The sequence below is a fragment of the Dyadobacter sp. AC419 genome (assembly GCF_979253085.1).
Genome location: NZ_CEEDCD010000031.1, coordinates 40,428 through 60,582, shown reverse-complemented (window position 1 = coordinate 60,582; position 20,155 = coordinate 40,428). Strand labels below are relative to the sequence as shown.

Sequence of the window (20,155 nt, the reverse complement as noted above, 5' to 3'; positions counted from 1 at the left end):
CTGGATAGTTATTCCAATTAACCATCCAGATATAAATTTCAGGCCAGCAGTTTAGCGCTTATCGTTTAAACAGCTCTGGGCTCACAGCTCCGTTGATGACGGCAGTGGATACAATTGTCACCGGTTTTTTATCTAAACTATTGACTTCGACCAATTTGCTAGGATAGGAGATGCCGTAAGCCGATTTTGTGTAATTAGACATGTCTGTGGTTGTTTCCACACCGCCTACATTTTTTCTTACACGCCATAGCAAATTGGTTTTTGTGTCAAAATAAAGGTTGTATTTCACACCTTTTCCTTGCAGCTCAACCTGCATTACGGGAATGCCGTTAATGGTTTCAATGCCAACGGTTGTCGCAATCAAGCCTCTATTTTTATAATCAATAAAAGGCAAAAGCGCGTCATACATTTCCAGTCGCATGTTTTGCTGTTCTGCCTGGCTCAGGTCTTTCACGTCTATCTTTTGACCGATAGGGACTTTAATCCAACCCTGATCTCCCTTAACCGTGTATACGAAGCTGCGTTTCATGATCGTCTTCGACTTGTAGATGGATTGATCAGGAATAGAAACCGTCACATTGGCGTCATAAGGCGCAGCGGAAGGAGCAGAGTAACTTCTTTTCAGACTGTATGATTTAACGCCGTCCCAAAGTGCTTTTCCGCCAGTGGCTTTAATATAATTGTTGAAAATAGAATCAACAGGCACTTTCTGGCCGAAGGAATATACGGATACAAGCAGCAGTGCAATTATAATGTTCAATGATCTTTTCATGTCAATTGTTTTTTTATGTAGTTACCCGGTTCCGGATGATTTGAAAAAACGCTTTGTCTTTTCTTTAATGTTAGATCCGATATCGGGTTAAGAGTTTAATTAAGGCAAATAAATTCACTACTGCACTCGGTTGCGTGCAAAAACCATTCCATTTGAAAAAGAAATACGCAGAATTGGACCGTTTGCGGAACCGATTAGGAAGAATTCACTGAAAAGTTTAAAAAGAAAAGGGAAGAGTAAAAAGTTACCCTTCCCTTTCAGATGTCCCGGGGACATTATCATCAGGCATCGTCGCCTCCGCTTGCGGAAATCTTGCCAAACCTGTATTGAAAGGTCAGATTAACGAGGCGGTTGGTTTGCTGCCAAAGTGAATGCTGTGCGTATGTGGCCGTATTAAGCTGGCTTTTGTACGCGCGGGAAAGGAAAATATCCTGCACATTAAAGGAAAGCGTTGCCTTTTTTTCCAGCAGATCTTTCCGGATTCCCATATTGGCTACAAACACACCTTCGCGGGTTCCCTGCGCAATGGCTCGCGGGCCTTCATAATTGATGTAGGCCGACGCGCGGAAATCCGCAGGCAAGGTGACGAATGCATTCAAGTTGCCCGAATAACTCCATGTGCGGTTATCAATTTGCGCAATTTGTGAAACAACTTCGCTTCTGTAAATGCGGCCGCTTCCATTAATTTTAAGCACTTCCCAGATCGTTTGTGAGAAATCCGTTTCAACGCCGTAAGACAGCTCCCGGCCGACATTGGCAAAACGGGTTAGTGAAATACCACTTTCATCAATGGTGCGAATGCGGGTGATGGCATTGTTGGAGTAATCCATAAATAAAGAAGGTCCCCATCCGCCGGATGCCTCATAATTGGAATAGCCCAGTTCTGCTTTATGTGTAAATTCCGGTTTTAGCGAAGGATTTCCCGATTGGATATTGCGCGGGTCAGAAACGTCTGTGTAAGGGTTGAGCCAATCTGCTTCCGGGCGTTGTACGCGGCGGCTGTAATTGAGCTTCACCTGTGCTGTTTCGCCTAGTTTGCGGGTAAGCGCCAAGCTGGGCACCAATGTTAGAAAGTGAACGCTGAAAGCCCTGTTAATGCTGATCTGGTTAATGTCCTGGTTATAATCCGTCACGCGAAGTCCTGCGCGCATGCCCCAAAGATCTGTTTTTTGAGAAAAGGTCATGAAGCCCGTGTAAGTCGCATCTTTATAGCCAAACACATTGCTGATGTTCGGGTCAAAAACGTAGCTGCCCGTTTCTTTTGACATATTATAAAAGGCATTGGTGTTGTCATTAGAGCTCATCCGCGACCGCAGTCCGACTTCCAATGTCGATTTTGGCGTGATAGGCCAGGTGTAATCTGTGTTCAAAAAAGAGTGAATGACGTTTGTTATCGCGCAGGTTTTGCTGGTTGCGCATTAAGCTGTCAATTTCACTTTCCTGATTGTAATAAGATTCTCCGTCCGAAGCGCCTAAGGAATAACTGCTTGTGAAATTGAACTGGTGGTCTTTGTCTGCAAATTTCTTCCGGTAATCGAGGCTTAGGTTTAAATTATCCCCATTTCCCTTGCTGTTATTGAGCCTTGTAAATCTTTCGGTAACGATACCGGAAGCAATGCTGGTTTCATTGAGCAGGCTGCTATTATTACGGCTTTGGTCGCGTGAATAATTCGCACCGAATTCAACCGAGTTTTTTTCATTGAAATCGTAATTAACCCCAATGCGTCCGAAAGCATTCTTACCCTTATTTGCACCCGTTCCCGACTGCTCTAAAAAGGAAAGGTGTTTCAGAAATAAAATTTTCGCGGCTTAATGTTCTTTTCCAGGTCATGTTGCGTGTTTGTCCGCTTAGCGAAGCATTTACACCAAGCTTTCCGGCGCGATAACTTAAATTTCCTGAGGCGTTATAATTGTTTTTATTACCCAAACTCGCACGCAAGCCGCCGTTGGTGCCCCGGATTTTTGTCTTTTTTGTAATGATGTCGATCACACCCGAAGCGCCCTCACCTTCGTATTTTGCCGAAGGCGTCGTCATTACGTCAATGCGTTCGATGAGGTTGGCCGGGAAGGATTGGAGAATAGTAGGAAGGTCACTTCCATACAAATTGGAAGGTTTTCCGTCGATCAGCACGACCACATTGCCTTTGCCCCGCACTTGCGGATTTCCGTTTTCATCCAGTGAAACGGCCGGGACTTTTTCAAGCAGGTCACTCACATTGTTGCTGGTCGCCAGCATATCTTTTCCGATGTTGACGATCTTTTTATCAATGTCATCGACGATCATACTTTTTTCGCCTTTTACAATCACTTCGGCCAGCTTCTGTGCTTCCGGCAGAATCGTAATGTTGCCGAGATCCTTCACATTAGCCTCTGCCGACACATTGATATTTGGGACGAAAAGGGTTTGATAACCCATATTGGTTACGCGAAGCAAATATTTTCCGGGCGCCACATCTGTAATGCTGAAAGCGCCGTTTTCATCCGCAACGCCGCCGCTCGCAAGTGATGAATCCTTGGCCATCAGCAAGGCAACCGTGGCAAAACTGACGCCAGCATTGTTGGGCGATTCAACAACTTTACCAACAAGCTTGCCACCATCAGGCCGAACAGATTTTGCACCAATCGTAGGAAGGGCATTTGCTTCGGATAGCGTAAAGAGAGGAAGATTTAATATTAAAAGAGCAAAGAGGCTAAGAAACGGAGTTCTTTTCACGGGTATAGGTTTTAGATTTTTGTTAGGAGTTTAGTTATTTAAATGGTAAAAATGTGTGTAGGATATGACGAAACCGGGTTTCAGTATAATGATCAAAAACCGGCAGGCAGGAACATTTTTAACGCCTCTTTCGCCAGATTAATTACATAAAATTATAAAAAAATTAAGAATGATGGAATTTTAGAAGGTGTTTGCCGGATCCGCAGTAGACGAATTGGCAACCGCAATGCCGAATGGCCCGGAGCTTTCGTTATATTTGTTATTATAGCATAGCATTCAATAAATAAAAATCCGGCTAGGCGAGGACGCTTCTTCTGAAAGATCATATTTTTGCAGGATGTATAAAATTCTCGTTTCCCCTATACTTTTCCTGTTTGATGCAGAACGCATTCATTACTTCGTTTGCGAAGTGCTGCAATTGGCATTCAAAATCCCCTTCGTTCCACAAATTTTAAGGTCATTATACACTTTTGAGCATCCCGATCTGGTGCAGGAAGTCGCTGGTTTGCGGTTTCGTAATCCGGTCGGACTGGCGGCGGGTTTCGACAAAAATGCGGAAATGGTCGATGAGCTTGAAGCGTTGGGATTTGGCTTTATCGAAATCGGCAACGGTAACCCCGCGTCCGCAACCGGGAAACGAAAAGCCCAGATTATTCAGGTTAAAAGACGATAAAGCCCTCATTAACAGGATGGGTTTCAATAACAAAGGTGCCGCTGTTGCAGCTGCTAAACTTGCACAACGCAAGTCCAAAATTCTGGTAGGAGGGAACATTGGTAAAAACAAAGACACACCAAACGAACAGGCATTAAGCGATTACCTGATCTGTTTCCGTGAATTATTTGACGTCGTAGATTATTTCGTGGTCAATGTAAGCTCGCCTAACACGCCCGGATTGCGCGACTTGCAGGAAAAGGAACCACTGACTGCTTTGCTGCGTGAATTGCAGAAAAAGAATACCGAAAAATTTAATCCAAAACCTATATTTTTAAAGATTGCACCCGATCTGACGCTGAGCCAGCTCGACGATATTATTGATATTGTAAAAGAAACTCAGATCGCGGGCGTTATCGCTACCAATACAACCATTAGTCGTGCAGATCTCCGGACGAGCGCTTCGGAAATTGAAAAAGCAGGCGCCGGCGGATTAAGCGGAGCGCCGCTCGCACAGCGCTCGACGGAAGTTATTCGTTATATTTGTGATAAATCGAATCATGCATTTCCGGTCATCGGAGTGGGTGGAATTGATTCAGCGGCTGATGCCAACGATAAGAAAAATGCAGGTGCAAGCCTTTTACAATTGTACACAGGATTTATCTACGAAGGGCCAGGATTGGTAAAAACCATTTGTAAATCCTTGGTCAAAAGATAAGTCGGATACCACTTCACGCATCCCAGAATTAAAGATAAATGTCAGTAAATAAGCTCAGAGGCAATACTCAGCGCCAAAAAACAGAAGAAGCAACGAGTCCCGGCCTTCGCATATCCTTTGATTGGGACAGGATTTTTTCAAATCCAAAAAATATTCTCGCCTGGGGCACCTTTTTCATCGTGCTCGGGCTGATCATGGAAGTTTCATTTCTTTCATACATTATCACCGGCCTTTCCGACCAAAGCGTGATCGACGGCCTTGGCCACGAATCCATTCGCGATGCAGGACGCCAGACGCGAAACTTTTTTGGCGTCCTCGGCGCAGTTGTCTCCCACTTTTTTGTTTACCGATGGTTTGGCATCGGCGCGCTTTTACTCCCGCTTGTTCCATTCGTTGCGGGATGGAAAATGACATTCGGAAAAGAGCTGCTGCCACTCACCAAAACAACCAAGGAGGTCATTTTCTTCACACTTTGGGTGAGTGCGATGATGGGTTACGTGGTGCTGATGAGCGATAAGGAAAACACATTGAGTTTTGTTTCCGGCGGCATTGGTTACATGATTAATGTTGTGCTTTTCGACTGGCTTAAATGGGGAAGTGTGATTCCGATCATATTCGCGCTGTTTGTATTTGCCGTTTTCTTCTACGATGCAAGATCCGCTTACGAATCTTGGCAATTGAAGAACGTGAGGCCGGACATTATTCCTGATCCCGCTATTAAAACTGAAACCGCCGCTGTTTCGGAAGAAAAAGCCGCTGCTCCTGAAAGCAATTTCACTTCTGTTGTCAATGACACTTATGATGACGACGATTTTATTCCCGAGCCAAAAGAAGAAATCGAAGAACCTGTTGTTGTTCAATCAGATGCAACATTTGAAGTCGTTAAGCCCCAGCCCGTTCCGGTTGTCATTCCAGTAACGCCTGCTCCGGCATCGCCGTTGAAACTGGAACTGGAAGTGGAGGATACGACGGTGCTGACAAATGAGGCAGTACAGGAAGATTTTGAAGACGAGGATATTCACGCCACGGTTCTACGCGAATTCGGTCAATATGATCCGATGCTTGATTTGCCAACTTACCAGTTTCCGAGCATTGGTCTTTTGAATGATGCGGTTGATAATCAGCATGAAAAAGTAAGTCAGGAAGAGCTCGAAGGCAATAAGACAAGAATTGTAGACACGCTAGGAAGTTACGGAATCAACATTTCCAAGATCAAAGCGACCATTGGGCCGACCGTTACATTGTATGAGATCATTCCGGAAGCGGGTGTCAGGATTTCGAAAATCAAGAATCTTGAAGGTGACATTGCACTGAGCTTGGCGGCTCTTGGGATACGGATTATTGCGCCTATGCCGGGCCGTGGAACGATCGGAATTGAAGTGCCGAACAAGAACCGGGAGACTGTTTTTATCCGTTCGGTTTTGTCAAACGAAAAATTCCTGAAAGCAAATTACGATCTGCCGATTGTTTTAGGGAAAACCATTTCAAACGACATTCACATTGTGGATTTGGCCAAAATGCCTCACTTGCTGATGGCCGGTGCCACGGGACAAGGAAAGTCGGTCGGTTTGAACGTGATCCTTGCTTCGCTGATTTATAAAAAGCATCCTGCCGAGCTGAAATTTGTGCTCGTGGATCCTAAAAAAGTGGAATTAACCCTTTTCAATAAACTGGAAAGACACTTTTTAGCAAAGCTTCCTAATGCCGAAGAAGCGATCATTACCGACACCAAAAAGGTGATTTTTACCCTGAATTCATTGTGTATCGAAATGGATTCTCGTTATGACCTTTTGAAAGAAGCTGCGGTAAGGAATTTGAAAGAATACAATGCGAAATTCGCCCAAAGAAGGCTAAACCCAGACAAAGGCCACCGTTTTCTTCCTTATATCGTTCTCGTCATTGATGAGCTTGCCGACTTGATGATGACTGCCGGCAAAGAAGTGGAAACGCCGATTGCCCGTTTGGCGCAGCTTGCCCGCGCGGTGGGGATTCACTTGGTTGTAGCAACGCAACGTCCTTCTGTGAAGGTTATTACGGGTTTGATTAAAGCCAATTTCCCGGCGCGTTTATCATTCCGCGTAACATCCAGCATTGACTCCCGCACAATCCTCGATATGGGCGGCGCCGAGCAGCTTGTGGGACAGGGTGATATGCTGCTGGCAATTAATTCGGAGGTGATCAGGCTTCAATGTCCGTTTATTGATACGAGGGAAATTGAGGATGTCTGCGAGTTTATTGGTGCTCAGCGAGGTTACGACGATGCTTATGCATTGCCGGAATACGAAGGCGAAGATGCATCAGAAAGCCGCAGCGACCTAAATCCAGACGATTTCGACGGCCTGTTACCCGACGCAGCGAGGCTCATTATTACGCACCAGCAAGGAAGCACTTCACTCATTCAGCGTAAAATGAAACTTGGTTACAACCGCGCAGGGCGCATTATGGATCAGCTCGAACTGCTTGGCGTTGTCGGCCCGTTCACCGGAAGCAAGGCGCGGGACGTCATGTTCCACGATCTCAATATGCTCGAAGAACATCTTCGGGTGATGGGCGTCGTTTAGGCATTAAACCTTCAACCGTAACATTGGTCTAAAAATTGTAGCACTGCTGTATCACACAGTTTTAATTAACTCATTAAGAACCAAAACGTTTTCTATGAAAAGTATCAGAATAGGCGCTTATTTTTTCGCATTAGCAGTGATCTCGACTTTGGCTATGGCACCCGCCAATGCTCAGGGCGACAAGAAATCATCTGCTATTTTGGAAGCAATGAGCAACAAATATCAGAAGATCAAATCCTTCAAAGCGACTTTCACCTACACACCCGAAGGAGGCAAGCCGCTCAAAGGTGAGGCAACTGTAAAAGGCACGAAATTCAGGCTTAAAATGGCTGGACAGGAGATTTTCAATGACGGAAAGCTCATGGCAACCTACATCAAGGAGACAAATGAAGTGAATTTGCAGGACTTCGATCCAACCGCAACAGGCGATCTGGATCCCACAAAAATTTACTCAGCTTACAAAAAAGGCTTTAAGTATACATTCCTGAAAGAAAAGAAGGAAGGAGCGAAGACATTGGAAGTGGTTGAATTAACGCCAACCAAGAAAGAAAGCCAGGTTAACAAGGTGCAGATCGCCGTTAACAAGGCCGATAAATCGATCAGCAGCTGGACAATTTTCCAAAAAAACGGGCAAGAAGTTACCTACACGGTTAATCAGTTTGAGCCGGATGTTGCCGTTGCCGACACTTATTTTGCTTTTAATGCAAAACAATATCCAGGTGTTGAAGTGGTTGATCTGCGATAATGCTCAAAGCGGATCAATAAGCCATCAAATGCATTTAAAGAAAAAAGCGGCGGATCCAATTGGGTCCGCCGCTTTTTTAGTCTGCAAATTGTATCCTAATGTCTTAATTAACAGCTTGGTGCAAGTCGCGATATTTCTTGATCAGGTTGTGTGATTCAAGTAGTTCCGCTTTTTGGTTCGCAATCAATTGTCTTACATTAACCGGCAAATCGGTGTCTGTTGCCAATGCGTCGTCATATGCTTCCTGCGCTGCATCTTCACCATATTCGCAGCTTTCAAGGACCGAAGTTCTGTCATGGCCTGTGAATGTTGCTTTAATGTCCATCCAAACCCTGTAAATCTTGCCTGAGTTAGTTGTTCCGGTTTCCACTTCGCCGCCTAAGGTGCGGATCTCAGCAGTTAATTCATTTATATTTTCACGGCTTTCATTGGCCATTTTTTGAAATATGCCTTTCAGGTCAATGTCAATATCTTCAACTTCATTTATCGCCCGCTCGTAACCCTCAATGCGGTCGTTGTTGATTTTAATAAGATCATTCAAAACTTCAACAAGATTTTCATTGGTTTCCATAACAATGTCTATTTTAAGTTTGTGATAATTTCTAGTTTGTTAATGGTTTTTGTAAAAATGCTGTGCCAATTGCGGAGACGGCTTCAACGTAGCCTTTCTGAAAATTTTGGAAACGTATATGTAGTTCTTTTTGCACGGACTATAAGATGAAACCAATCTTCACACCGCCCCAGCGATGATCCAGCCCGGTCTTGAATTCCCTGGTCAGAAAAGTTTGATAATATTCAAAATAGAGCCGCCAGCATTGCACAACAGCACCCAAATTATTCTGAAAAGTAACTCTTTGAAGTTGAGAACCCGAAAGTTTATACGGACTCTTCCGATTAAAAATCCCGCCTTGAAGCGTTGCATCATAACCATTGAAGCCCGCTAATGACTGATTATAGAGATAAAACTGAAAATTTTTCTTAACCGGCTGACTGTTTTGAAATAGCGATGAGAATTTGCCAAGTTTGAGCGTTAAGCCAGCTTTGACCTTATTATTTAATGTTCCAAGCTGTAACTGGCTATCCGTGTTTAACGAAATCAAGTTGTGAAGGTTAAGCAGTTCTTTCTCAAACTGAACTTCATAATTTACAACAACATCATTTCTGATCTGATATTGCCAGCCCTTCGGCTCGCGGTCGCCCGTCCATTGATGGATTTTTGTTTGCATGCCACCCGCAAATGCAGCCGGTCCGATCATGCCGGTGCTCAGAATGGCGGATAATCTGGTTTTATTGATCGTATCCGTGGAAGTGCGAAATGTTTTGAGCATAATGACGCCTGCAAAAGGACGATCGTTGTAAAGAATTGCGTTGCTCGAAATGCTGGTCGGTGTAAATCCGTAATGTTCAAAAGCCACTCCGTTACGCTCAAAGCCATTAGGGAGTTTTATCAAAAGCTTATTAAGCGGATTCTTTTTCAGGACGGGATTGACAACTTCGAAACTGTAACCCTGCGTGTAGTAATAATCACTTTCTGCAAAGAAATCATTGTCGTAATGAAGTCTGACATATTTTTCGCCAGCTGGCGAGCGAAATGACGCCGTTTGGTCAATTCGCTGCGCAGTGCCGATTGTTGATAAAAGTATTAGTGTAGGAAGCAGGATCTTGAAACATTGCATAGCTGATATACGCCATGCTGCTGTCTTCAGACCTGATGTGCAAGCAAAGACTTCACCCGCTGCTCGCTGGCCGTGAATAAAGGCTGCTCTTCAACGGGCTTGTTTACAAAACGCTGAATTTTCCCGCTTTCATAGGCCCGGAACACCGCAGGGTGCACATAATATTTTTTGCAAACTGTCCGCGTATTTCCCAAATGTGCCGCCACAACGTCCAGACACGTGTTTAAGGTCTTCGTAAGCTGCCTTTTCGTCTCATATTTTTCCTGACTGCTCAGATATTCAAAAGCGGTCACCGTGCCCATCCAGGTCCGGAAATCTTTGGCAGAAAAATGAGAGCCCGTATGCACGCGAATGTATTCGTTCACCTGGCTCGCATTCAGGGAACAACGTCCGCCATTTTCCATTGTATATTGGAAAAGGCGCTTGCCGGGCATTTCCTTATATTGTTTTACGAGCCGCGCCAATTGGGTATCACGCAATGTAATGTCTTGCTTAATGCCCTTTTTACCGGTAAACATAAACCTGATTCTGCTTCCCGTCACGGTCGCGCATTTTGCATCAAGCGTCGTGATTCCTGACGAGCCATGCTTCAACTTATAACGCTGATTTCCAACACGAATGCAGGTTTTATCCATGATCTTGATCACCAATGCTATTGACTTTTGCAGATCAAAATTGCGTTTCCTTAGGTCATGCTCCACTTGCTCCCTTAATTGAGGAAGTGCTTCCGAAAATGTAAGGAGGCGATAATATTTCGTCTGGTTGCGGATCAGGTTCCAGTGCGGGTGATAGCGATATTGCTTTCTTCCGGCCTCGTCGATTCCGGTTGCCTGAAGGTGCGCATCCGGGTCTTCGCTGATCCAAACTTCGCGCCAGGCCGGAGGCAGCACCAGCGATTTGATCCGCCTGATTTGCTCCTTATCCTTGGCCCTGGCGCCAGTGGAATCTACATAATAAAATTTTGGCGACTTGCCTTTTCTGATAAATCCGGGCGCATTACCGGATTGAATATAATTTAAACCTGCGGCAGCGGCGGTGAGCGCAGGATCTTTCTTTAACTTCTTAATTTGTTTTGCAGTGATGACGGGAGCTTCCGTCAACGTTCCAACTGCTACGGCTACCGACATATGGAAAAACATTAGACTGTTTTGCCCATTGTACCAAATTAATACCAGCTAAAAGCAGGCCACTAATGGCATTCCAATGAGGAACATTCTACTCATTTTTACATGCAGCATTTTCGTGCTATTGCTTCTCGAAAGGCAGATATAATGTAAAAACAGAGCCGACGCCGAGTTCTGAGCTGGCCACGACAAAGCCTTTGTGATTTTCTGCAATTTTCTTGCAAATGGCTAAGCCGATGCCCGTTCCGGGATATTTGTGCGCGGGGTGCAGTCGTTGGAAAACGTCAAAAATCCGGGACTCGTATTCTTTCTCAAACCCGATCCCATTGTCCTGAAAAGCAATGCTGAAATACTGCTGATCACGCGCTCCCCCTGGTTTACTACATCAGAATCGACGACACTTACGTTAATGTTGATCTCAGGCGTCTTCCCGCTTTCCGTGAATTTGATGGCATTGCTGATCAGGTTCACAAATAGTTGATGGATCTGAAATGGGATCACTTTAAGCGTCGGCAGCGAATCAGCATGGATAACCGCGTTTTTCTCTTCAATGTTGTCGCGCAGTTCTTGCAGCACATTTCTTAGGATCAGATCGAGGTCAATGGGCTCAAAAACCTTTTCCATATTTCCTGCTTTGGAATAGGCAAGAATGTCTTCAATCAAATGCTGCATTTTCTCTGCTGCAAACCGCATCCGTTCCACAGAATCTTTAACCTGCAATGACAAGTCCGGATCTTCCCGGTCAAGCACTTTGGATGCAAAGATCTGGATCTTCCGCAACGGCTCTTTCAAATCGTGGGTGCTGATCCAGTTGAGATTCGCCAGTTCCTGGTTAGCTGTTTTCAATTCCTCGTTCAATGCACGGTTTGCGTCCTCCTGCGTTTGAATCACCTGGAAACTAATGTGTTTTTCCAATGCAAATGAGAAGCTGGAAGCAGCATTGATCTCAGTTTTTCTCCATGAAGCGCTCCTGCCTTTCACGACTTCCATCCATCGCTCAAACGACTTCCGGGGTGAAAGCCGCAAACCTTCTTCATTGGGCAAAATGGCTTTGTCCGGATTACCAGCCCAGTTAATGGTTTCCACTTTTTCCTGGCGCATCCAAAGTATCCCGTCGGGACTGCCAGATGACAATGGGTGGTAAATAATGCCGGCTGCCTGTTGCGAAATCGAGTTTCCGTCTTGATAAATTTCCGTTAAACGATCTGTAACCAGGCCTTGCTTTTTATAATTTTTTGCCAAAAAATGAAACAAAGCCGTAAGCGGTTCATCTTCCGGTGTAATGCCATTTTTATAAAGCTGGGCATTTTGAAATATCGCCGCACCCGAAGCATTCGCCAACGTCAGCAGCGCCTCAGAGGAATAGCAATTTTTGATAAAATTTTCATTTTCGTGCAGATCGGTAAGCAAACCTCCGAGGGATTTGTCGACCAACTGGCTCACTTCGAATTCTTCTGCAACTTCCCTTACTGCAATTTGGGACGTAAGAAAATGTCCTTGCAGCAAAGCAGAGAGCCTCGTATAATGCGGCAGCACTTTTGGGGAATAATGATGGCAAGCGATCAGTCCCCAAAGTTTTTGATTTTGTAGCAAAGAAATGGTCAGCGTTGCGCCGACGCCCATATTTTTCAAATATTCAATATGGATCGGCGACACGCTGCGCAGGATCGAAAGGCTCAGATCAAGCGATTTATTGGTTTTTTCGACCGCGTCATCAAGCGTTAGCAATGGCACCGGAACATAGTTAATGTCGGCAATCATCCGCAGCGGATTGCGAACGTAAAGCTCGCGCGCCTGCACAGGAATGTCCGTATGCGGATATTTTTGTCCTGCAAAGGACTGTAAATCTTCACGTTTGCTTTCTGCAATGATATCCCCATTGTAATCACCGTCAAACTTGTAAATCATCACCCGGTCGTAACCCGTGATCGCACGCGTTTCATTCGCAATTTCCTGACATAATTCCTGCAAATAGTTCGTCCGCTCCATAATCGACACGAATGTCCGCGTCTGATTGTAGAGATTCGGCAAGTTCACGGTTCCGTCCGGGAAAGGCTCGAATTCAAGAATTAAAGTGTCATTGCTGACGTGAACGGTCGTGTTATAGTAAATATCGTTCAGTGAAAAAACGAAAGGCTTCGCTGTATCAATAAACTGAGCAGTGGCATATTGGGCAAAATCATCAGCTTGGAGCGTCGGGAAAATTACAGAAATGCCTTTTCCCAAAATCAATTCAGGGGACAAGTCGATATATTCAGCGCTGTTTTCGCTGCAAAATTCAATAGTGTAAGTCTTCTTATTAACGCCTAGCAAAAAGCCATGCGGCTGAATGCTTCCTGGTATATGGATGGGTTCACTTTCGCAATTAGTCAGGTTGACAAGATCGCGATTGACTATGTTCTTAATATTCATTTGTTACTTTTCAATTACCGCTTCGTCAAGCCAATGGTCTATGATCGTGAATGTTTGAATGGCGCTGTCAATGATATTTTCTGCTTGCCCTGACTGTAGTGCAAACTGTGTAAATGCAGAGATGAAAGATTTCCACATTGTGCCGGTGTGCTCACCATATCCCCAGAAGTAAGAAGCACCATTGTCTGCCGTAAGTCCGAGCGTTTTGTTAACATGCTTGTATAACATGCGCCCGCCTAATGTGGACCCTTCCAAAACATACATAGCGCCCAGGGCCTCAGCAGCACTGGACAACGTGAAAGTGTAAACGGGCAATGCATCAATTTGAGCAGCAGAAAATCCGGTTGCCAAAAGATCCTTCTCAATCATCTGCGAACGGAAACGTTCGCTCAAATCTGGAATAATGTGTTGAATTTGGGGAAATACAGCCTTTTCACAACCTAATGTTACGCCGTATAAAGCAGAAAGATAAGTCTGATAATCTGCCACGGAAACATCCGCTTCGAGAATCGCTCTCGACAGATTGTTATCTTCCAATTTCTGATGGCTGGCTGCTGTTTGCTTTCTTAAACTTTGAACGAATAAGTCCTCACCCGAATGACCACTGCGCACTTCACTCATAGATGCATTATGAAATTCACTTAAACCTAATCAGTTATCAAAAATTGTTCCATGCCCATCAAAGGATCGTTAGCAGATTCTGGAGAAAGACATTTATTAAGTATATCAATCAAACCTGAAAAGCTGGTGGGTTTCTGGATATACAAGTGTGCACCGCCCTCATAAGCTGAATCCAGCATGTATTTGGCAACAGAAGTCGACAATATTATGACTTTCGTTTCCTGAAACGTGTCCAGGCTACGAATTTCTACAAGACATTCAAGCCCGTTTTTAACAGGCATGTTCATATCAAGGAAAATAAGGTCGGGAGTGTATTCTTCATTGTGCAGGATCTGCATCAGCCGCATGCCGTTCTCAGCCACGACAAGATCCGTTTGAACCGGCACCTGGGCAAGCGCTTCCCTGAAAAGGAAGGCGTCGTCATCATCATCATCTGCCAGGAGAATCCGGAGTTGTTTGTCTTGGCTCATTAAAATCTATTTGCTGATAGGGGGTAGTCAGCACGTTTAACATCTAATAGTATTTAAGAAAGAAACCGCAAAAATCAATTTCTAACCTAACAGGCAAAAATAATACAAACTTTTGTAAAAGGAGAAATTCGCCTTCATAACAATCGTCATGGCACAGTTTTTTACCCTTTTAAAACTATCATCACGAAAAATTGAAAACAATTATGAAAAAGTTAACATTAAGTGGTTTGCTGGTAGCGGCCATGTTGACGTTCACAGCATGTAACAGTAACAAGGCTGAGGACAGTAAAGAAGTTGCAGAAGAGCAAAATGACGCCAAATTGGACGATACGAAGCTCGAAGACGATTCAGAATTTGCTGTGGCAGCTGCCGATGGCGGAATGATGGAAGTGCAACTAGGCGAATTAGCGCAAACCAACGCTGCAAGCGCAGATGTTAAGAAATTTGGTTCTACAATGGCGACCGAACATGGTAAAGCTAACGAAGAACTGAAAGCGCTGGCACAAACTAAAAATATTACTTTGCCGATGTCACTGAGTGACGATAAGCAGAAAAAAATAGACGAATTGTCTAAGAAAAAGGGCGCTGAGTTCGATAAGGACTACATTGCTTTCATGGTAGACGATCATAAAGAAGACATCAGCGAGTTTGAAGAAGCCGCTAGCGATGCCAAAGACGCAGAGGTGAAATCATGGGCAGCAGGTAAAGTGCCCGCTCTGAAACACCATCTTGAAATGGCACAGGCGCTTAAAGACAAAATGAAATAAGAATCTTATTTCATTGCTAAGGCCGGGATCCGATTGGGTTCCGGCCTTTTTTGTTTTCCAGATATGGATAAATAAAAAGAAATCCTGAATTTGGGCAACAGAGCCGATCACATAAGGTCGCAGCAAGTATTTAATGACAAACATTTGTTAAATACTTTTCTGATAGCTTATTTGTCTACCAATTAAATAGAGTAAATGAAAATGCGTTCCGGGATTTCCTTAACTCACCTTCCTAAATTCGTTCTTATTCTGGCGCTTGCGCTTGCTGGGGGAAATTTATCAGCCCAAACCGCAAGTCGGCCAAACATCATTTTTATCTTCTCCGATGACCACGCTTATCAGGGAATCGGTGCTTATGGAAACAAAATCGCTAAAACTCCGAACATTGACCGCATCGCACGCGAAGGCGCATTATTGACCAATAATCTGGTAACCAACTCCATCTGCGGACCAAGCCTGCGCCACATTGCTCACCGGAAAATACAGCCATTTGAATGGATACAAGCGCAATGATCGAACCCGCTTTGATACGAATCAGACATTATTATCTAAAACTTTACAGCAAAGCGGATATCAGACTGCCTGGATTGGCAAAATGCATTTGAACAGTCTTCCGGCGGGGTTTGATTACTGGAATGTGTTGCCGGACCAGGGCAATTATTATAATCCGGATTTTATCGGTCAGCCCAATGATACAACCCGTTACACCGGTTATGTTTCAGATCTGATCACGAAGTTTTCTGTGGACTGGCTGGAAAAACGGGAAAATTCCAAACCATTTTTCCTGATCGTTGGGCACAAAGCTACCCACCGCGAGTGGCTGCCCGATTTGCAGGATCTCGGCGCGTATGATGATGTAACATTCCCTTTGCCCGCTAATTTTTATGACGATTATAAGGGACGGAATGCAGCCATGCAGCAGGATATGAGCATTGAAAAGACCATGCGCCTGAAACAGGATTTGAAAGTTGGCGTCGATTATGAAAACGATTATGCTTACAAACGCTTTAACCCAGAGCAAAAGAAGGTTTTCAAAGCATATTATGACAAAGTTGCCCAAGAAGTAACTGACAAAAAACTGACTGGAAAAGCATTAACTGAATGGAAATATCAGCGTTATCTGCGTGACTATTTTTCAGTTGCCAATTCGTTGGACAGAAACATCGGGAAGTTGCTCGACTATCTGGATAAATCAGGTTTGGCCAAAAACACAGTGGTGATTTATGCTTCGGATCAAGGCTTTTATCTGGGAGAGCATGGCTGGTTTGATAAGCGTTTTATTTACGAGGAATCATTAAAAACGCCGTTTGTGATCCGCTATCCGGGTGTAATTAAGCCTGGGAAAAAGGTCGATGATCTGATTGTAAACATTGACTGGGCGCCAACGGTGCTTGATCTTGCGCAAGCAAAAGTGCCTTCTGATGTGCAGGGAAAATCGTTTTTACCTTTGTTAAAAGACGCACAAACAGCCAAAGTGCCGTGGCGTAAAGAAGCATATTATCATTACTACGAATTTCCCGAGCCGCACCACGTTTTTCCACATTTCGGATTACGGACAAGCCGTTATAAGTTGGCCTATTTCTACGGAGGAGCCGATTCCTGGGAATTGTATGATCTTGAAAAAGACCCGAGTGAGAATGCCAACATTTACGGCAAACCCGGCACTGAAAAAATTACCGCAGACCTGAAAGGGAAGTTGAAAGCGCTGATGCAGGAATATAAAGATGACGAAGCATTGAAAATTCTGGCAGCAGCTAAAAACATTTAACAGTCTGAAAGTGCATAAAGCAGCATATGACGCCGTGGTGGTAGGTTCTGGACCAAATGGATTAGCAGGGGCGATCACTTTGCAGCGTGCAGGATTGTCGGTTCTGCTGGTTGAAGCAAAGTCCACGATTGGCGGCGGCATGCGTTCGGCGGAGCTCACACTTCCCGGTTATGTGCACGATATATGTTCAGCCGTGCATCCGATGGCGTTGTTATCACCGTTTTTCAAAAGCCTGCCATTGAAAGATCTTAGACTGGAAATGATCCATCCCGAATATGCAGCAGCACATCCGTTTGACGACGGCGGCGCGGCAACATTACATCAGTCATTGGCCGAAACCGCGGAAGGGTTAGGAGCAGATAAAAAACGCGTATTTAGATTTCATGCAGCCGCTCGTCGAAAAGTTGCCAGGCTTACTTCCCGACTTGCTCGGGCCGTTGGAATGGCCAGCACATCCGATTGACCTGGCAGCATTTGGGTTAAAAGCAATTCCACCCGCAACCTGGACGCGAAAATATTTTAAAACAAAAGAGGCAAGAGGGCTTTGGGCTGGAATGGCGGCACACGCGATACAACCTTTACAAAATGCAGCGACGTCTGCATTTGGAATTATATTGATGGCAGCAGCTCATCTCGGCGGCTGGCCCGTTCCCAAAGGCGGAAGTCAGTCCATAGCGAATGTCCTGACTGCTTATTTCAAATCTTTGGGTGGTGAAATACAAACAGATTTTGAAGTTAAATCACTGGATGAACTGCCTGATTCAAAAGTCGTTTTGCTGGATGTGACACCTAAACAGCTGTTGCAAATTGCGGGCAGCAAGCTTCAGCGGATCGCATCGCGCAAAGCTCGAAAAATACCGCTATGGAATGGGCGTGTTCAAAATAGACTGGGCTTTGGAAGAACCGATTCCTTTCGCAGCCGATGTATGCAAAAAGGCTGGAACGGTGCATTTAGGGAACACATTTGAAGAAATTGCGCATGGCGAGAAAAGCTTGTCACAAGGCAAATATGTTGAAAAGCCATTTGTGCTTCTGGCGCAGCAAAGCTTGTTTGATCCGTCGCGCGTGCCCGCAGGAAAGCAATCAGCGTGGGCTTATTGTCACGTTCCGAATGGTTCAACCCGCGATATGACGAACATTATTGAAAATCAGGTTGAGCGTTTTGCACCTGGTTTTAAGGATACAATTAAAGAAAAGCATGTAATGAATGCGGTGGCAATGGAAGCTTATAATCCCAATTACATCGGCGGGGACATTAATGGCGGCATCCAGGATATTTTTCAGCTTTATTCGCGGCCTATATTGCAGGTTTCGCCTTATCGCACATCGGCCGAGGGCGTTTATTTATGCTCGTCATCCACACCGCCGGGTGGAGGCGTGCACGGCATGTGCGGTTATCACGCAGCAAAGCGTGCATTAAAAGATGTTTTTAGAATCAATTTCAGGCCAATCGGCTGCGGTTTAATAATTAGGTTATGAATTTTGTTGAAGCGGTTAAAATGAATTTTTTGGTAGGCTTAGCAATCTTTGCGGCAACAGGCTGTGAAAAAAAGCAAACGGCCGAAGAAAGAAAAGCAGACAGCCTTGCACATTGCATTGCTGACGGAATGCCCTCGCGCGCAGCTGCGATAAAATGCGAGTTACGTCGCAGAGGGAAAAGGCGACACAACCGGAATGGCATGGATTGGCGGCGGTAAGTTTCTGATGGGAGCCGACGAATTTCCGGATTCACGACCTATGCATGAAGTTTCTGTCAATGGGTTTTATATGGATAACACGTGGTAACCAATGCGGAATTTGCAGCATTCGTAAAAGCCACCGGTTATAAAACAGTTGCAGAAAGACCATTGAACCCGGCAGATTCATCCAGGCGTTCCGGCCGATAAGCTGGTGCCCGGTTCAGCCGTTTTTACACCAACCAAAACACAGGTTTCACTGGACAATCCGCTGCAATGGTGGAATTACGTGGCAGGAGCAAGCTGGGCGCATCCCGAAGGTCCGTCGTCATCCATTAAGGGCCGCGAAAACTTTCCGGTAACACACGTTTCTTATGAAGATGCAGCGGCTTATGCCAAATCGGCCGGAAAAAGGCTTCCTACCGAAGCAGAATGGGAATATGCAGCACAAGGTGGAAAAGGCAATCACACTTATTACTGGGGTGACGAGTTAAAGCCCGGCAACAAATGGGTTGCTAATATTTATCAGGGCAGTTTTCCCGATAAAAATACGAACGAAGACGGCTTCATAGCAGCCGCTCCCGTGCAGACATTTCCTGCGAATCCTTACGGTTTGTATGATATGGATGGCAATGTTTGGGAATGGTGTGAAGATCTTTACAGACCGGATTATTATCAAAAAAGTCCGAAGGATAATCCGAAAGGGCCGGCCGATAGTTATGATCCCGATGAGCCGGGTGCTGTGAAACGTGTACAGCGAGGCGGTTCTTTCCTTTGCAGTGACGATTATTGCATTCGCTATAAGGCAGGCAGCCGTGGAAAAGGCGAAGTAACCAGCGGCAGCAATAATCTGGGGTTCCGCTGCGTAAAGGATAAGATCTAATTTTTGTCACGATTGAGTAAAATGAATATGCACTATCTGACCGTCCCAGGCCTGGCCAGCTCAGGTCCGCAGCACTGGCAAACCCTTTGGGAACAGCAGTATCCGCATCTTTTCAGCAGGGTGCAGCAGGAAAACTGGGACTGGCCGGTTAAGGCAGATTGGGTGAAGCAACTAGATAAGCAAATAAGTGAATTAACAGGCCCTACTGTGCTGGTTGGGCATAGTTTGGGCTGTATAACCATTGCGCATTGGGCTCAGGAACACAGCTCCGCCAACATTAAAGGCGCGCTGCTCGTTGCACCCGCAGATGCCGAAATGTCCAGACGTTTAAATTTTGTTGTCGGATTTACTCCGATCCCGATTAAACCTTTTGAATTTAAAACGGTCGTAGTAGCGAGCACGAATGACATTTATGCAACCATAGGCAGGTCAAAGACCTTTGCTGAGAACTGGGCAGTGATTTTGTTAATGTTGGAAAAAAAGGGCGTATCAATGCGGTTTCCGGACTGGAAGATTGGAAAGCGGGAAAAGCGATCCTGGAAAGCCTGAGTGCATTTAAGTTTCCGAATAAATTTTATTATATCTTCTTATCTTACA

General features: G+C 45.0%; 15 protein-coding genes and 3 pseudogenes. 8 read left to right on the top strand and 10 right to left on the bottom strand.

Annotation, left to right across the window (positions count from 1 at the left end; all coding sequences use genetic code 11):
• Positions 1-58: 58 nt before the first annotated feature.
• From AC0IYG_RS30085 to AC0IYG_RS30075, 3 genes are all read right to left on the bottom strand, one after another.
• Entirely contained in the window at positions 59-772 is a 714-nt protein-coding gene (locus tag AC0IYG_RS30085; protein ID WP_471714721.1) for a hypothetical protein, read from the bottom strand.
• A gap of 281 nt (positions 773-1,053) precedes the next feature.
• Positions 1,054-2,142 (bottom strand): outer membrane beta-barrel family protein, encoded by a 1,089-nt coding sequence (locus AC0IYG_RS30080; RefSeq protein ID WP_471714720.1) that lies wholly within the window; start codon positions 2,140-2,142, stop codon positions 1,054-1,056.
• 374 nt (positions 2,143-2,516) lie between these two features.
• Complete coding sequence (locus tag AC0IYG_RS30075; RefSeq protein ID WP_471714719.1) at positions 2,517-3,485, bottom strand: TonB-dependent receptor; 969 nt, start codon at positions 3,483-3,485, stop codon at positions 2,517-2,519.
• A 337-nt stretch (positions 3,486-3,822) separates the two neighbouring features.
• On the opposite strand from AC0IYG_RS30075, the pseudogene AC0IYG_RS30070 reads away from it, so the two are divergent.
• The 3 genes and pseudogenes from AC0IYG_RS30070 (at position 3,823) to lolA1 (ending at position 8,161) form a co-directional block, all read left to right on the top strand.
• A pseudogene (locus AC0IYG_RS30070) lies at positions 3,823-4,855 on the top strand (quinone-dependent dihydroorotate dehydrogenase).
• A 38-nt stretch (positions 4,856-4,893) separates the two neighbouring features.
• Positions 4,894-7,416, top strand: a complete 2,523-nt coding sequence (locus tag AC0IYG_RS30065; protein ID WP_471714718.1) for an FtsK/SpoIIIE family DNA translocase — start codon at positions 4,894-4,896, stop codon at positions 7,414-7,416.
• A gap of 94 nt (positions 7,417-7,510) precedes the next feature.
• A complete protein-coding gene (gene lolA1 / locus AC0IYG_RS30060) occupies positions 7,511-8,161 on the top strand; it encodes an outer membrane lipoprotein periplasmic chaperone LolA1 (RefSeq protein ID WP_471714717.1) in 651 nt (216 codons plus the stop codon).
• 103 nt (positions 8,162-8,264) lie between these two features.
• Here the strand turns inward: lolA1 and AC0IYG_RS30055 are convergent, their stop codons facing one another.
• The 7 genes from AC0IYG_RS30055 to AC0IYG_RS30025 all read right to left on the bottom strand — a co-directional run bounded on the left by AC0IYG_RS30055 (position 8,265) and on the right by AC0IYG_RS30025 (position 14,464).
• Positions 8,265-8,732, bottom strand: a complete 468-nt coding sequence (locus AC0IYG_RS30055; RefSeq protein WP_471714716.1) for a ferritin-like domain-containing protein — start codon at positions 8,730-8,732, stop codon at positions 8,265-8,267.
• 139 nt (positions 8,733-8,871) lie between these two features.
• Positions 8,872-9,837, bottom strand: a complete 966-nt coding sequence (locus tag AC0IYG_RS30050; protein ID WP_471714715.1) for a lipid A deacylase LpxR family protein — start codon at positions 9,835-9,837, stop codon at positions 8,872-8,874.
• Positions 9,838-9,863: 26 nt separating this feature from the next.
• Entirely contained in the window at positions 9,864-10,964 is a 1,101-nt protein-coding gene (locus AC0IYG_RS30045; protein ID WP_471714714.1) for a DNA topoisomerase IB, read from the bottom strand.
• A 118-nt stretch (positions 10,965-11,082) separates the two neighbouring features.
• On the bottom strand, positions 11,083-11,283 hold the full coding sequence (locus AC0IYG_RS30040) for an ATP-binding protein (RefSeq protein WP_471714807.1): 201 nt from the start codon (positions 11,281-11,283) through the stop codon (positions 11,083-11,085).
• Entirely contained in the window at positions 11,190-13,373 is a 2,184-nt protein-coding gene (locus AC0IYG_RS30035; protein WP_471714713.1) for a GAF domain-containing protein, read from the bottom strand. Before AC0IYG_RS30035 ends, AC0IYG_RS30040 begins: the two co-directional genes overlap by 94 nt.
• Before the next feature lie 3 nt (positions 13,374-13,376).
• Entirely contained in the window at positions 13,377-13,994 is a 618-nt protein-coding gene (locus tag AC0IYG_RS30030; RefSeq protein WP_471714712.1) for a biliverdin-producing heme oxygenase, read from the bottom strand.
• A gap of 26 nt (positions 13,995-14,020) precedes the next feature.
• A complete protein-coding gene (locus tag AC0IYG_RS30025; protein WP_471714711.1) occupies positions 14,021-14,464 on the bottom strand; it encodes a response regulator in 444 nt (147 codons plus the stop codon).
• Positions 14,465-14,667: 203 nt separating this feature from the next.
• On the opposite strand from AC0IYG_RS30025, the gene AC0IYG_RS30020 reads away from it, so the two are divergent.
• The 5 genes and pseudogenes from AC0IYG_RS30020 to AC0IYG_RS30000 all read left to right on the top strand — a co-directional run bounded on the left by AC0IYG_RS30020 (position 14,668) and on the right by AC0IYG_RS30000 (position 20,107).
• Positions 14,668-15,231, top strand: coding sequence for a DUF4142 domain-containing protein (locus AC0IYG_RS30020; RefSeq protein WP_471714710.1), 564 nt, complete (start codon positions 14,668-14,670; stop codon positions 15,229-15,231).
• A 195-nt stretch (positions 15,232-15,426) separates the two neighbouring features.
• Positions 15,427-16,999: pseudogene (locus tag AC0IYG_RS30015) on the top strand (sulfatase family protein).
• Between the two features lie 10 nt (positions 17,000-17,009).
• Positions 17,010-18,478 (top strand): annotated as a pseudogene (locus AC0IYG_RS30010) (phytoene desaturase family protein).
• A gap of 411 nt (positions 18,479-18,889) precedes the next feature.
• Positions 18,890-19,558 carry a formylglycine-generating enzyme family protein gene (locus AC0IYG_RS30005; RefSeq protein ID WP_471714709.1) on the top strand — a complete coding sequence of 223 codons (669 nt, stop codon included), beginning with the start codon at positions 18,890-18,892 and terminating at the stop codon, positions 19,556-19,558.
• 21 nt (positions 19,559-19,579) lie between these two features.
• Complete coding sequence (locus AC0IYG_RS30000) at positions 19,580-20,107, top strand: RBBP9/YdeN family alpha/beta hydrolase (RefSeq protein ID WP_471714708.1); 528 nt, start codon at positions 19,580-19,582, stop codon at positions 20,105-20,107.
• The last annotated feature ends 48 nt before the right edge of the window (positions 20,108-20,155 follow it).

Bases quoted from the DNA above. Each gene is read 5' to 3' on its own strand.
- AC0IYG_RS30085 (WP_471714721.1), bottom strand. From the start codon at position 772: ATGAAAAGATCATTGAACATTATAATTGCACTGCTGCTTGTATCCGTA.
- AC0IYG_RS30065 (WP_471714718.1), top strand. From the start codon at position 4,894: ATGTCAGTAAATAAGCTCAGAGGCAATACTCAGCGCCAAAAAACAGAA.
- lolA1 (WP_471714717.1), top strand. From the start codon at position 7,511: ATGAAAAGTATCAGAATAGGCGCTTATTTTTTCGCATTAGCAGTGATC.
- AC0IYG_RS30055 (WP_471714716.1), bottom strand. From the start codon at position 8,732: ATGGAAACCAATGAAAATCTTGTTGAAGTTTTGAATGATCTTATTAAA.
- AC0IYG_RS30050 (WP_471714715.1), bottom strand. From the start codon at position 9,837: ATGCAATGTTTCAAGATCCTGCTTCCTACACTAATACTTTTATCAACA.
- AC0IYG_RS30045 (WP_471714714.1), bottom strand. From the start codon at position 10,964: ATGTCGGTAGCCGTAGCAGTTGGAACGTTGACGGAAGCTCCCGTCATC.
- AC0IYG_RS30035 (WP_471714713.1), bottom strand. From the start codon at position 13,373: ATGAATATTAAGAACATAGTCAATCGCGATCTTGTCAACCTGACTAAT.
- AC0IYG_RS30030 (WP_471714712.1), bottom strand. From the start codon at position 13,994: ATGAGTGAAGTGCGCAGTGGTCATTCGGGTGAGGACTTATTCGTTCAA.
- AC0IYG_RS30025 (WP_471714711.1), bottom strand. From the start codon at position 14,464: ATGAGCCAAGACAAACAACTCCGGATTCTCCTGGCAGATGATGATGAT.
- AC0IYG_RS30020 (WP_471714710.1), top strand. From the start codon at position 14,668: ATGAAAAAGTTAACATTAAGTGGTTTGCTGGTAGCGGCCATGTTGACG.
- AC0IYG_RS30000 (WP_471714708.1), top strand. From the start codon at position 19,580: ATGAATATGCACTATCTGACCGTCCCAGGCCTGGCCAGCTCAGGTCCG.